Raw genomic sequence first — 13,169 nt, 5'->3', positions numbered from 1 at the left:
GAGGCAGGGGCCCATGTCTGTCCAATTAAGTGGGCGGTTTGACACAGAGGCGACGGGCCTGTGGCAGGCCGCATCGAATGACGACACAGACATAGGCCCCTGCCTGCGCAGGGGCGACGACGAACGAAAACAGGAGAGGCCGTTGTTCAAGAAAATCCTGGTCGCCAATCGCGGTGAGATCGCGTGCCGCGTGTTCCGCACCGCCAAGAAGATGGGGATCGCGACCGTCGCGGTCTATTCGGATGCGGATGCGCGCAGCCCGCATGTCTTGATGGCGGACGAGGCGGTGCGGCTGGGTCCGGCGCCGGCGGCGGAGAGCTATCTGAAGGCGGAGCTGATCCTGCTGGCCGCCAAGGAGACGGGCGCGGATTGCATCCACCCGGGCTATGGCTTCCTGAGCGAGCGCGAGAGCTTTGCGAAGGCGTGTGCGGAGGCGGGGATCGCCTTCGTCGGGCCGCCGCCGAATGCGATCGCGGCAATGGGCGACAAGATCGAGTCGAAGAAGCTGGCCAAGCAGGCCGGGGTCAATGTCGTCCCCGGCTATCTGGGCGAGATCGCCGACACCGACGAGGCGGTGCGGATTGCCGCCGACATCGGCTTTCCGGTGATGATGAAGGCGAGCGCGGGCGGTGGCGGCAAGGGAATGCGGCTGGCGTGGAGCGAGCAGGACGTGCGCGACGGGTTCGAGGCGACCAAGCGCGAGGGGCTGGCGTCATTCGGCGACGACCGCGTGTTCATCGAGAAGTTCATCGAGAGTCCGCGGCATATCGAGATCCAACTGCTCGGCGACCAGCACGGCAACATCGTCTATCTCAACGAGCGCGAATGCTCGATCCAGCGCCGCCACCAGAAGGTCGTAGAGGAAGCGCCGTCGCCGTTCGTGACGCCGAAAATGCGCAAGGCGATGGGCGAGCAGGCGGTCGCACTGGCGCGCGCGGTGGGCTATTACAGCGCGGGTACGGTCGAGCTGATCGTGTCGGGCGCCGATACGACCGGCGAGAGCTTCTACTTCCTCGAAATGAATACCCGGTTGCAGGTCGAGCATCCGGTGACCGAGGAGATCACCGGGCTGGATCTGGTCGAGCAGATGATCCGCGTGGCGGCGGGCGAGAAGCTGTTGTTCGGGCAGGACGATGTGCGGCTGGACGGCTGGGCGGTGGAGAATCGCGTCTATGCCGAGGATCCGTATCGTGGGTTCCTGCCGAGCATCGGGCGGTTGGTGCGCTATGCGCCGCCGGAGACGACCGGGGATGACGGCGGGGAGGATGGTCGGGACGCCGTCCGAGTCCGTGTCGACGATGGCGTCGCGGAGGGCGGCGAGGTAAGCATGTTCTACGACCCGATGATCGCCAAGCTGGTGACCTGGGCGCCGACGCGCGAGGCGGCGATCGATGCGCAGGTCGCGGCACTGGACGCCTTCACGATGCAGGGGCCGGGGACGAACCTGCATTTCCTGTCGGCGCTGATGCAGCATCCGCGCTTCCGTTCGGGGGAGATCACGACCGGGTTCATTGCCGAGGAATATCCCGAGGGCTTCCACGGGGCACCGGCGTCGGCGGCGGTGCTGGCGAAGCTGGCGGCGGTCGGGGTGGTTGCGGCGCATGCGCAGGTGACGCGCGCACGGCGGGGCGATGGACAACTCGGGCCTGTCCTGTCCGCGCCGGCCGACTGGGTGGCGCGGGTCGATGGGCAGGATCATGCGGTGCGGATCGCCGAGGGTGCAGTGACGGTCGATGGCACGGTGCTGGACGGCGCGATCGACTATACGCCGGGTGCGCGGGTCGCGACGGTGGCGGGCGACGATCCGCTGACCGTGGCGATCACGAAGCGTCGCGACGGCTTCACGCTGTCGGCACGTGGAGCGAGCCATCAGGTCCGCGTCCTGCCGGCGCATGTCGCGCCTTATGCCGCGCATCTGATCGAGAAGGTGCCGCCCGACCTGTCGAAATTCCTGATCGCGCCGATGCCGGGGCTGCTGGTGCGGCTCGACGTGGCTGAGGGCGACCGGGTCGAGGCCGGACAGGCGCTGGCGGTGGTTGAGGCGATGAAGATGGAGAACATCCTGCGTGCCGAAAAATCCGGCACCGTCGTCGCGGTGCAGGCGGCGGCGGGGGATAGTCTGGCGGTCGATCAGGTGATCCTCGAACTGGAATAGCGACATCTCGCGACACATTTGCGCTGGACGCGCGGCGCGCGCCTGTATCATGCAACGGGGATGAGGCGCGTTTTTCCCTGCTTGGTGCTGGCGCTGGCAACGGCGGGCTGTTCGGTCGGGCCCGACTATCGGCCGCCGTCGTACGCCGCGCTGGCGGTGCCGGCCGGCTACTCGGTGCCTGCCGCGCCGAGCAGGGAGGATCTGACCCGCTGGTGGCGGCGGTTCGACGATCCGGTGCTGGGCGAATTGGTCGAACAGGCCTCGGCGGCGAATACCGATGTCGCGCAGGCCGTGGCGCGTCTGCGGCAGGCGCGCGAGGCGCTGGTACAGAGCCGCGCGAACCTGCTGCCGTCGCTCAGCGGCAATGCCGGATACAGCCGTTCGGAGACACTCCGCGGCGGTGGGCAGACGATCACGCTGCCCGACGGTACGGTGCAGAACATTGGCGGCGGGGGCGGCGCGAACAATTTCTCGGTCGGGGGCAGCGCCTCCTACCAGCTCGGGCTGTTCGGCGAGGTCCGCCGCACCGTCGAGGCGAGCCGCGCGCAATATGAGGCGTCGGGGTTTGATTATGCCGCCGCGCTGCTGACCGTGCAGCAGGAGGTGGCGCGCAATTACGTGCTGGCGCGGCTCTATCAGGTGCAACTCGCCAACGCGCGCGCCAGCCTGGCGTTGCAGGACGACAATCTGGAGATTGCCGGCTTCCGGCTTCAGGCGGGGCTGGTGTCGTCGCTGGACCAGGAACAGGCGCGACAGCAACGCGCGCAGACGGCAGCGTCGATCCCGACGCTGGAGCAGCAATATAACGCCGCCGTCTCGCGGCTGGGCGTGCTGACCGCGCAGGCGCCGGGCGCGCTCAAGCCGTTGCTGGCGGCCGTGCGGCCGATCCCGACGGGCACGCCGCCTGCCGGGATCGGCATCCCCGCCGACGTGCTGCGCCAGCGCCCCGACGTGCGCGCAGCGGAGCGGGCGCTGGCGGCGGCCACGGCGCAGATCGGCGTCGCGGCGGCGGCGCTTTACCCGAACTTCGCGTTCACCGGGAATATCAACGCGCGCGCCAATTCGGTCGGTTCGTTGCTGGACACCGTTACCGGCGGGCTGTTTGCGGGATTGACGCAGGCGATCTTCAACGGCGGCCGGCTGCGCAGCCAGGTCCGCGGACAGGAAGCCGCCGCCGATGCCGCGCTTGCCGCTTACAAGGGCATCGTGCTGACCGCGCTCGAGGATGTCGAGAATGCGGTCGTGGCGCTCGACACCGCGCAGCGTCGCGAACGCGAACTGACGATCGCCTATCAGGCCGCCGGCAACGCCGCCTTGCTCTCGCGTGAGCAATATCGCAGCGGCCTGACCGATTTCACGACGCTCAGCCAGCAGGAAGCGACGCTGCTGACCTCCCGCAACAGCGCGGCGCAGGCGCGGGCCGACGAAGCGACCGCGCTGGTGCAATTGTTTGCCGCGTTGGGCGGTGGCTGGGATGCCGCGACCGTTCCGGAGGCGCCGCCGCGCGCCGCCGCTGCTCCAACGCTGCTCCAGCCCGCCCCCACCAACGGGAATCCCTAGATGGCCGACACCAATCTCGACGATTTCCTGGGGGTGAAGCCGCAGCCGGCGTGGCGGCGCTGGGGCAAATGGGCGCTGGTGCTGCTGGGACTGGTGCTCGTCGCGCTGCTGCTGTCGCGATGCGTGTTCGGCGATCCCGACAAGGTCAGCTATGCGACCGCGCCGGCGACGCGCGGGCGGCTGACCGTCTCCGTGTCCGCGACCGGCAAGCTGGCGCCGACCAATCAGGTGACGGTCGGCTCGCAATTGTCGGGGCTGGTGACGAAGGTGGTGGTCGATGTCAACGACCGTGTCACCGCCGGCCAGCCGCTGGCGCTGATCGATCCGGAGCAGATCGACGACCAGATCCGCGCGGGCCAGGCGACGCTGGCCGCGAACGAGGCGCAGGTGGCGCAGGCGCGCGCGACGCTGGCGGAATCGCAGGCGCAGCTCGCGCGGTTGAACGACGTGTTCCGCCTGTCGAACGGACGCGTGCCGTCGAAGACCGAGTTGCAGACCGGGCAGGCGGATGCCCAGCGCGCGCGGGCCGCGCTGCGCGTGGCGGAGGCGAACGTCATCGCCGCGCGCGCGCAACTGTCGCAATCGCAGACGCAGCGCGCGCGTGCGATCATCCGCTCGCCGGTCAACGGCGTGGTGCTGGCGCGACAGGTCGATCCCGGCCAGACCGTGGCAGCGTCGTTCAACACGCCCACGCTGTTCGTGATCGCCGAGGACTTGACGCGCATGAAGCTGGAGGTGGCGATCGACGAAGCGGATGTCGGCGCAGTGAGGCAGGGGCAGAAAGCGACCTTCACCGTCGATGCGTTCCCGGGCCGGACCTTTCCGGCGACGATCACGCGCGTCGATCTAGGCTCCAACCTGACCGTGAGCAGCGCGACCTCGTCGTCGTCGGGCACCAGCAGCACCACGAGCACCAGCGGGCAGGTGGTGTCCTATGCCGCCGATCTCACGGTCGCCAACCCGACGCTGCAACTCCGTCCGGGCATGACCGCGACCGCCGATATCGTGACCGCGGACAAGCAGAACGTGCTGCTGGTCCCCAACGCCGCGTTCCGGTTCAAGCCGGCGGCTGCGGGTGGCAAGCGTGAAGGGATCACCGGCGCGATCTTCGCCGGGCCGCCGCGTCGCGGTGCGTCGCAGCGGACGGCGACTATCGGGCGCGGCGCGACGCAGACGCTGTACGTCAAGGGCGCGGGCGGTACGCCGCAGCCGATCCAGGTCGTGACCGGCGACACCAACGGCACGCTGACCGAGGTGCTGTCCGGCCCGCTTCAGCCGGGTCAGCAGGTCATCACCGCGCAGCTTGCCGGCGCCGATGGCGCGGGCGCGACGAAGGGCGGCAGCGCCGGGAGCGGATCGCGTGGGCGGTGACGAACCGCTCATTTCGCTGCGGGGCGTCACCAAGGTCTATGGACAGGGCGCGACGCAATTCCAGGCGCTGAAGGGCGTCGACCTCGACATTGCGGCGGGCGACTTCGTCGCGGTGATGGGGCCGTCCGGATCGGGCAAGTCGACGACGATGAACATCCTCGGCTGTCTCGACGTACCGTCGTCGGGCACGTTCCTGTTTCGCGGCCATCATGTCGAGACGCTGGACCGCGACCAGCGCGCGCTGCTGCGCCGCCGCTACCTGGGCTTCGTGTTCCAGGGGTTCAACCTGCTCAGCCGCACCACCGCGCTGGAGAATGTCGAGCTGCCGCTGCTGTATCGCGGCGATGAGAAGCGCGCGCGGCGCGCGACCGCGATGGCGGCGCTGGAGAAGGTCGGGCTGGATCGCTGGTGGGACCATACGCCCGCCGAACTGTCGGGCGGGCAGCAGCAGCGCGTGGCGATCGCGCGCGCGATCGTGACCCGGCCCGACGTGCTGCTGGCGGACGAGCCGACCGGCAACCTCGATTCCGAGCGCTCGGTGGAGATCATGGAACTGCTCACCGACCTCAATCGGGAGAGCGGGATCACCGTGCTGATGGTCACGCACGAACCCGACATGGCGGCGTTCGCGCGCACCGTGATCCACTTCCGGGACGGACTTGTCGAGCGGATCGAGGCGCATCATCGCGCCGGTCGGCCGGTGGAGGCGGATTGATGCTGGGCACCACGCTGCTGCTCGCGCTGCGCTCGATCCGGCGGCATTTGTTGCGGTCGTTCCTGACGATTCTGGGCATCGTGATCGGGGTTGGCGCGGTGGTGACGATGGTGACGCTGGGCAAGGCGACGACGGCGGCGGTGCAGTCGCAGATCGCGGCGCTGGGCACCAATATCCTACAGATCCGCCCCGGACAGGGGTTCGGACGCGGCGGCGGCGGCCCGCGTCCGCCGGACTTCACGCCCGAGGATGTCACTGCGATCGCTACGCAAATCGCCGGCGTCACCGCCGTCGCCCCGCAGGCGCAGGCGACCGCGACGGCGATCTACGAAGGCGCGAACTGGTCGACGACGATCAACGGGACGACGCTGGCCTATTTCCAGGTGCAGCCATGGCCGCTGGCGAGCGGCCGCTACTGGACGCCGGCGGAGGAACAGGCGGGCAAGGCGGTGTGCATCATCGGCAACACCGTGAAACAGAACCTTTTTCGCGGCGGCGAGGCGGTCGGGCAGCGCTTCCGGCTGGGCGATGTCAGTTGCGACATAATCGGCACCCTCTCAACGCGCGGACAGGCCGGTTTCGGGGGTGATCAGGACGATGTCGTGATCATGCCGATCAAGACCGTCCAGCGCCGCTTCACCGGCACGCGCGACATCCGGCTGATGCTGGTCGGCGTCGATCAGCGTTACGCGACCGCCGGGGTGCAATCGGCGATCACCGACCTGCTGCGCGAGCGGCGCACCATCACCGATGGCCGCGACGACAATTTCAACATCTTCGACACCAAGCAGATCAGCGACACGCTGACCGGCACCACCACCGCGCTGACGCGGATCGTCGCGGCGGTCGCGGCGATCAGTCTGGTCGTCGGCGGGATCGGCATCATGAACATCATGCTGGTCAGCGTGACGGAGCGGACGCGCGAGATCGGCATCCGGCTGGCGATCGGCGCGGTCGCGCACGAGGTGCTGCTGCAATTCCTGGTCGAGGCCGTCGTGCTGTCGTGTCTGGGCGGGCTGGTCGGGCTGGTGCTGGCGCAGGCGGTCATCGCCGGGCTGACCCCGCTGCTGGACGTGCCCTGGACGTTCGACGCCCGCATCAACATCGTCGCCTTCGCCATTTCGGCGGTGATCGGGGTCGTGTTCGGCTACTTCCCGGCGCGGCGCGCGGCGGCGCTGAACCCGATCGACGCGCTTCGGCACGAATAGCTCAGGCGGCGTCGGCGGCCTTTTCGATCCGGTTGCGGCCTTCGCGCTTGGCGCGATACATCGCGGCGTCGACCTGCGCGAACAATTCGCCGGCGCCGCGCGGGGTGCGGAACGTGCCGACGCCCATCGAGATCGTCACCGTTCCGTGCGGCGCGTTCCCTTCGTGCCGCAGGCCCAGTCCGGCGATGCTGGCGCGGATCGCCTCGAAGAAGGCCAGCGCATCGCCTTCGCGCGCGACCCTGCAGGCGACCAGGAATTCTTCCCCGCCGATCCGAAACGCGAGATCGTCGTCCCCGCCCAGCCGCTGCCGCAGCAGCGCGCCGATCTGTCGCAGCACCAGATCCCCGGCGGCATGGCCGTAGATGTCGTTATAGGCCTTGAAATTGTCGACGTCGAAGATCCCGACCGAGCGGATGCGTCCGTCATCCGCCCCTTCCGCGAAGGCCGGAAAGTCGGTCGTATAGGCGCGCCGGTTGGGGATGCCGCAAAGGGGGTCGATGCGCGCAGACCGCGCCTCGGTAACATCGGAGAAGACCCAGAGCCGCCCGGCGAACACACCGTTTTCCCGGAAGGGCACACTGCGCCGCATGAGGATGCGGCCGTCCTTCAGCAGCAGTTCGTCCTCGACCGCGTCGTCGGTGGGCGTCACCTCGTCGACCTCGCGCAGAAAGGCGTCGGGGTCGACCAGCTGCTGACAGGCGTAGCCGAGCATCCGGCTTTCGTCGCGCGTCGCAGCAATGTCTTCGGGGACGCGCCAATGCCGGATCAGTGCCGGATTGCTGTAGATGACGCGACGATCCGCATCGATCAGAACGACGCCATCCGGCAGCGAGTCGAGCGCCAGCTCGAAGAGCGATTTGCTGGCGGTAATTCCGGGATTGGTCATCGGTGGGACAATGGGTTCCGCAACCGGCGCGCCGCTACGCGGCCGGATTTCCTAATCTCCGTAAAGGTCTATTCACCGCGTCGACCGGTGTCAAAGGGCGCGCCGGACGCGTGTGTGCCGCCGTGGGGCGCGTTACAGGCCGTCCTCGACCGCGGCCCGCCGAAGCTCCGGATCGGCAGCGCGCAGCACGTGCGACCCCGGCCGCGTCAACGCTTCCGGCGCGTGGACCAGCGCGCGCAGCCGCTCGAGATCCTCGCGCGTGTCGACGTCGATCAGCTCGGCGGCATTGGTGACGACATGGCGCCCGGACTGGATCAGGTCGCGCGCGCCCTGATCGCCGGTGATCGCGAGCATCTCCTCGAACCGTCCGCGCCCGACCAGCACCGGAGGACGCGGCGCGACGCCGTCGCTGGAAGCGACCAGCGCCTGATCGTCCAGATCGGCCGCCGCGTCGAACAGGCGATAGATATGCGCAGCGGTGACGCGGGGCATGTCGGCCAGCGCGATGAGCACGGCCGCGGCCTGATGCGCCCGCGCGCGATCGACGCCCATGCGAACCGACGAGGCCATGTCGCGATCGGGAGCGTCGTTGTGCATCATCGTGAAATGATGCGCCGCATAATCGATCGTACAGCCATCGACGATGACGATCCGTTCGCGGAACGGCATGTCCTCCAGCGCCACCGCGACGTGCAGCCCGAGCGGCCGCGACAGGAACGGCTGGTCGAGTTTCGAGTGAGCATCGCCGAACCGCTCCGACCGACCGGCGGCGAGCAGGACGAGCACGGTATCCTCAACGGCGATCATGAAACGCTCCTACCATCGCGGCGGCGATCGACAGCGCGATCTCCGCCGGGCCGACCGCGCCGATATCGATGCCCACCGGGCCGTCGATGCGGTCGAGCTGATCGGTGTCAACGCCCGACGCCGCCAGTCGCTCCCGCCGTGCCGCGTGGCTGCGACGGCTGCCGAGCGCGCCGACATAGGCCGCGTCGGTGCCGAGCGCGGCGATCAGCGCGGGGTCGTCGATCTTGATGTCGTGGCTGAGCGTGACCACCGCCGTGGCGCGTCCCGGCTTCCATGCCGCGACCGCCTCGTCAGGCCAGCGATCGTCCAGCGTGACCCCGGGGAAGCGCTCCTCGGTCAGGAAGCGCCCGCGCGGGTCGATGACGACCACGTCGATCCCGAGCGTGCGCGCGAGCGCGGCGAGGCTCTGCGCGATCTGTACCGCGCCGACGATCAGCAGGCGGCGCGGCGGATCGTAGCGGTTGACGAACACCTCCCCCGTTTCCAGCGGGCGCAGGTCGGCGTGGCCGGTGGACAGGTCGGTGGTGACGGTCAGCGACTGGCCGGCATCGCGCGCCTCGGCGATCCGGTCGAACAGTTCGGGGTCGAAGCCGGCGGCGCTGACCGGCTGCACCATCACCGAAATCTCGCCGCCGCACGGCAGCCCGACCTGCCATGCGCTGTCGTCGGCGACGCCATAGGTCTTCACGACGAAGGGATCCCCGGCGATGACGCGCGCGGCGGTGTCGAGGATATCGGCCTCGACGCAGCCGCCCGACACCGACCCCTCGAAGCGCCCGTCGGCATGGACGAGCATATGGCTGCCGCGCGGGCGCGGCGCCGAGCCCCATGTCGAGACGACGGTGGCGAGCGCGAGCGGCTCACCCTTCCATGCGGCGGCGGCGGCGAGGACGGAATCGTTGTCGGCCATTCGGGTCTTTCAATCGAGCGCGTCGGGGCGAGCGAAGCGAGGCATTCCGGGGTTCCGTGCGCCGCCCTGGATTGCCGCGTCGCTTCGCTCCTCGCAACGACGGTGGCGTTCAGATGGGTGGGAGTTCCGCCAGCAGCTTGTCGCAAGTGATCGGATAGTCGCGCACCCGCACGCCGGTAGCGTGATAGATGGCGTTGGCGATGGCCGCGCCCGCGCCCGAGATGCCCAGCTCGCCGATCCCCTTGGCGTGGATCGGATTGGCGTGGACGTCGCGCTCGTCGAGGAATTCGACCTCGATCTGCGGAATGTCGGCATTCACCGGCACATGATATTCGGCGAGATCGCGGTTCACGACCTTGCCGTTGCGGGGATCATGGACCAGTTCCTCGGACAGCGCCGCGCCGATCCCGAAGGTCATGCCGCCCAGGCATTGCGAGCGTGCGGTCTTCGCATTCAGGATACGCCCGGCGGCGAACACGCCCAGCATCCGTTCGACCCGTACCTCGCCAGTGACGGCGTTCACCTTCACCTCGGCGAAGTGCGCGCCATAGCTGGCCTGTCGGTGCAGCTTTTCCTGCTTGCCGGGCGCGATGCTGCCGGTGACGGACAGGCCGTCGCCGACCAGTTCGGCGATCTCGACCGCGCGGTTCTCGGCGATCGCGCGTCCGTCCTTGAGCGTCATCGCCTCGACATCGACGCCCATCGCCTTCGCCAGCTTCTCGCGCAGACCTTCGCACGCCAGATAGACCGACGATCCCGACGACCCCGCGCCCCACGAGCCGCCGGACCCGGCGGACGGCGGCGCGGCACCATCGCCGAGGTGGACGCTGACCCGGTCGAGCGGCAGGCCCAGCGTCTCGGCGGCGATCTGCGCCAGGATCGTATAGGTGCCGGTGCCGATGTCGGTCATGTCGGTCGACACGATCGCGCGACCGTCCGTGGTCAGCTCGACGGTCGCCGAGGACTTCTGGAGCATGTTCGATCGCACCGCCGCCGCAACGCCGACGCCGTGCCACCATTCGCCGCGCCGGTCGGTGGCGGGTTGTGGCTTGCGGTCCGACCAGCCGAACAGTTCTGCGCCCCTGTCGAGGCAGGGGATCAACAGCCGGGTGGAGAAGGGGATGTCGTTCTGCGGATCCTTCGCCGGCTCGTTGCGGCGGCGGAGTTCGATCGGGTCGATGCCGACCGCATAGGCCAGCTCGTCCATTGCGGCTTCCAGCGCGAGCATTCCGACCGCCTCGCCGGGTGCGCGCATCGAGCCGGCCAGCAGCCAGTTGAGCCGCACCAATTTGTGGTCGATCAGCCGGTTGTCGGCGGCATAGGCGAACTGCGTCCCGATCCCGGCCGGCTCGAAGAAATCCTCGCCGGGCAGGTTGCTGGCCAGCGTTTCATGCGCGAGGCCGGTCAGCCGCCCGGTCGCGTCCGCCGCCAGCCGGATCCGCTGTTCGGTGTTGGAGCGGCGGACGGTCGCATCGAAGACCTGCTGGCGCGCCATCGCGACCTTGACGGGGCGCTGCAATCGCTTCGCCGCGATCGCGGCCGCGACGCTTTCGGGGGCGATGCCGAGCTTCGACCCGAAGCCGCCGCCGACATAGCGCGAGATGATCCGCACCTGGTCCTTGCCGACGCCCAGCGCGGCGGCGAGCTGCATCTGGTCGGAGGCGACCATCTGGTAGCTGCCGTGCAGGATCAGCGTACCGTCGCGCCATTCGGCGATCGAGGCATGCGGCTCCATCGCGGCCGAATTCTGGCTGGGCGTGGTATAGGTGGCGTCGATCGTGAACGCCGCATCGGCCATCGCGGCATCGACATCGCCCTTGGCCAAGTGCGGCGGAATCTGATCGGGGGCGGGGCGTTCCGCCTGGTCGCGGTGCGCGGCGAAGACATAGGCGCCGTCGCGCGGTTCGTAGTCGACCTTGACGCGGAGCGCGGCGTCGCGCGCGGCCTCGAACGTCTCTGCGACGACGATCGCGACGATCTCGCCGTGATAATCGACCTTCTGCACGCCCTGCGTCGGCGCCTTCTGCTCGCCGCCCTGCTGCGGATTGCGGATGAAGCTGGGATAGTCGGTGACGACGTCGATCACGCCGGGCAGCGCGCGGGCGGCGTCGGCATGGACGTCGCGGATCGTGCCGGAGCCGAACGGCGCACGGACCAACACGCCGTAGCTGAGCCGCTGGGCGGGATATTCGGCGGCATAGGTCGCCTTGCCCGACACCTTCAGCGGCCCCTCGATCCGGTCGAGCGGCTGGCCGATCACCCCCTGCGCGCCGGCATCGAGCCAGCTGTGCGGGTGCGGCTCGTTCATCGTCAGGCTGCGCGTGTCCTCGCGCCCCAGCACCTTGTCGATCAGCGTCATTGCGTCACCTCGTGCAGGACGGCGATCAACGTGCGCCGCGCCAGGGGGATCTTGAAATCGTTCCAGCCGAAGCCGCGCGCATCGGCCAGCAGCGCGTCGGCGGCATCCTCGAACACCGCCTCGGTCGCGGGGCGGCCGACCAGCGCGGCCTCGACCGCCGGATCGCGCCACGGCATCGGGGCGAGGCCGCCGAACGCCAGCGCGGCGGACGTGATGGTCCCGTCCTCCACCGCGACCGCCGCCGCGACCGACACCAGCGCGAAGGCGTAGGACGCGCGGTCGCGGACCTTGCGATAGACCTGTCGACCGGGCGGGGGCGGCGGCAGCTCGACATGGGTGATCAGCTCGCCGGATTGCAGCACATGCTCGATATGCGGCGTGTCGCCGGGCAGGCGGTAAAAATCGCCGATCGGGATGCGGCGCTTGTCGCCATCGGGCTGCTGCGTGACGATCGCGGCGTCGAGCAGCCGCATCGCCACCGGCATGTCGCCGGGGTGCGTGGCGATACAGGCGTCGCTGGTGCCCAGGATCGCATGGATGCGGTTGAACCCGCCGATCGCCTCGCACCCCGTCCCCGGCTCGCGCTTGTTGCAGCCGGCGGCGGTGTCGTAGAAATAATAGCAGCGCGTCCGCTGGAGCAGATTGCCGCCGGTCGTCGCCTTGTTGCGCAGCTGTCCCGACGCGCCGGCCAGCAGCGCGCGGCTCAGCACCTCGTACCGGTCGATGATGCGCGGATCGGCGGCAAGGTCGCTGTTGGGCACCAGCGTGCCGATCGACAGCCCGCCGTCGTCGCGCTCCTCGATCCGGCCGAGGTCCAGCCGGGTGATGTCGACCAGATGGTCGGGCGCCTCGACCTGCAACTTCATCAGGTCGAGCAAATTGGTGCCCCCGGCGATGAACCGCCCGCCGGCGCGCGTCGCGTCGGCCACGGTGCCGGCGCGGGTATAGCCGAAGGTCTTCATGCCTCGACCTTTCCGTGCGCGGCGACCTCGCGGATCGCATCGACGATGTTCGGATAGGCGGCGCAGCGGCACAGATTGCCGCTCATCCGCTCGCTGATCTCGGCGTCGTCGAGCGCCGCGGCCTGCAGGTCGGCGGACGCGTGGCTGGCCCAGCCCTTCCTCACCTCGTCGAGCATCCCGACCGCCGAGCAGATCTGGCCCGGCGTGCAATAGCCGCATTGATAGCCGTCGTGGCG

At 69.1% G+C, this 13,169-nt stretch carries 11 protein-coding genes; 5 read left to right on the top strand and 6 right to left on the bottom strand.

Annotated features, from left to right (window positions below):
* Window positions 1-142: 142 nt before the first annotated feature.
* Genes NS334_RS09175 through NS334_RS09155 form a run of 5 tightly spaced genes read left to right on the top strand, consistent with a single transcriptional unit; the run spans window position 143 to window position 7,009 of the window.
* Window positions 143-2,155 carry an acetyl-CoA carboxylase biotin carboxylase subunit gene (locus NS334_RS09175; RefSeq protein ID WP_058755676.1) on the top strand — a complete coding sequence of 671 codons (2,013 nt, stop codon included), beginning with the start codon at window positions 143-145 and terminating at the stop codon, window positions 2,153-2,155.
* 60 nt (window positions 2,156-2,215) lie between these two features.
* Window positions 2,216-3,715, top strand: coding sequence for an efflux transporter outer membrane subunit (locus tag NS334_RS09170; protein ID WP_058755702.1), 1,500 nt, complete (start codon window positions 2,216-2,218; stop codon window positions 3,713-3,715).
* Window positions 3,716-5,086, top strand: a complete 1,371-nt coding sequence (locus NS334_RS09165) for an efflux RND transporter periplasmic adaptor subunit (RefSeq protein ID WP_058755675.1) — start codon at window positions 3,716-3,718, stop codon at window positions 5,084-5,086.
* Window positions 5,031-5,801, top strand: a complete 771-nt coding sequence (locus NS334_RS09160) for an ABC transporter ATP-binding protein (RefSeq protein WP_058755674.1) — start codon at window positions 5,031-5,033, stop codon at window positions 5,799-5,801. The genes NS334_RS09165 and NS334_RS09160 overlap by 56 nt, the downstream gene beginning before the upstream one ends.
* Window positions 5,801-7,009, top strand: coding sequence for an ABC transporter permease (locus tag NS334_RS09155; RefSeq protein WP_058755673.1), 1,209 nt, complete (start codon window positions 5,801-5,803; stop codon window positions 7,007-7,009). The genes NS334_RS09160 and NS334_RS09155 overlap by 1 nt, the downstream gene beginning before the upstream one ends.
* Before the next feature lies 1 nt (window position 7,010).
* Here the strand turns inward: NS334_RS09155 and NS334_RS09150 are convergent, their stop codons facing one another.
* From NS334_RS09150 to NS334_RS09125, 6 genes are all read right to left on the bottom strand, one after another.
* The gene (locus NS334_RS09150) at window positions 7,011-7,895 is read right to left on the bottom strand and encodes a sensor domain-containing diguanylate cyclase (RefSeq protein ID WP_058755672.1); all 885 of its coding nucleotides are present in this window, start codon (window positions 7,893-7,895) and stop codon (window positions 7,011-7,013) included.
* Between the two features lie 132 nt (window positions 7,896-8,027).
* Window positions 8,028-8,702 (bottom strand): nucleotidyltransferase family protein, encoded by a 675-nt coding sequence (locus tag NS334_RS09145; RefSeq protein ID WP_058755671.1) that lies wholly within the window; start codon window positions 8,700-8,702, stop codon window positions 8,028-8,030.
* The gene (locus NS334_RS09140) at window positions 8,689-9,612 is read right to left on the bottom strand and encodes an XdhC family protein (protein WP_058755670.1); all 924 of its coding nucleotides are present in this window, start codon (window positions 9,610-9,612) and stop codon (window positions 8,689-8,691) included. Before NS334_RS09140 ends, NS334_RS09145 begins: the two co-directional genes overlap by 14 nt.
* Before the next feature lie 109 nt (window positions 9,613-9,721).
* Window positions 9,722-11,971 carry a xanthine dehydrogenase family protein molybdopterin-binding subunit gene (locus NS334_RS09135; protein ID WP_058755669.1) on the bottom strand — a complete coding sequence of 750 codons (2,250 nt, stop codon included), beginning with the start codon at window positions 11,969-11,971 and terminating at the stop codon, window positions 9,722-9,724.
* A complete protein-coding gene (locus NS334_RS09130; RefSeq protein WP_058755668.1) occupies window positions 11,968-12,933 on the bottom strand; it encodes an FAD binding domain-containing protein in 966 nt (321 codons plus the stop codon). Before NS334_RS09130 ends, NS334_RS09135 begins: the two co-directional genes overlap by 4 nt.
* On the bottom strand, window positions 12,930-13,169 hold a 240-nt coding region (locus tag NS334_RS09125), incomplete at its 5' end, for a 2Fe-2S iron-sulfur cluster-binding protein (protein WP_241491879.1). The genes NS334_RS09125 and NS334_RS09130, both read right to left, overlap by 4 nt.

The organism is Sphingomonas endophytica (genome assembly GCF_001476895.1).
Lineage (GTDB): Bacteria > Pseudomonadota > Alphaproteobacteria > Sphingomonadales > Sphingomonadaceae > Sphingomonas > Sphingomonas endophytica_A.
Note: the sequence above shows the minus strand (reverse complement) of the source record. Positions and strands in the feature narration are given on the sequence as shown.

Excerpts from the sequence above, each read along its gene's own strand:
- NS334_RS09170 (WP_058755702.1), top strand. The coding sequence starts at position 2,216 with ATGAGGCGCGTTTTTCCCTGCTTGGTGCTGGCGCTGGCAACGGCGGGC.
- NS334_RS09165 (WP_058755675.1), top strand. The coding sequence starts at position 3,716 with ATGGCCGACACCAATCTCGACGATTTCCTGGGGGTGAAGCCGCAGCCG.
- NS334_RS09160 (WP_058755674.1), top strand. The coding sequence starts at position 5,031 with ATGGCGCGGGCGCGACGAAGGGCGGCAGCGCCGGGAGCGGATCGCGTG.
- NS334_RS09155 (WP_058755673.1), top strand. The coding sequence starts at position 5,801 with ATGCTGGGCACCACGCTGCTGCTCGCGCTGCGCTCGATCCGGCGGCAT.
- NS334_RS09150 (WP_058755672.1), bottom strand. The coding sequence starts at position 7,895 with ATGACCAATCCCGGAATTACCGCCAGCAAATCGCTCTTCGAGCTGGCG.
- NS334_RS09145 (WP_058755671.1), bottom strand. The coding sequence starts at position 8,702 with ATGATCGCCGTTGAGGATACCGTGCTCGTCCTGCTCGCCGCCGGTCGG.
- NS334_RS09140 (WP_058755670.1), bottom strand. The coding sequence starts at position 9,612 with ATGGCCGACAACGATTCCGTCCTCGCCGCCGCCGCCGCATGGAAGGGT.
- NS334_RS09135 (WP_058755669.1), bottom strand. The coding sequence starts at position 11,971 with ATGACGCTGATCGACAAGGTGCTGGGGCGCGAGGACACGCGCAGCCTG.
- NS334_RS09130 (WP_058755668.1), bottom strand. The coding sequence starts at position 12,933 with ATGAAGACCTTCGGCTATACCCGCGCCGGCACCGTGGCCGACGCGACG.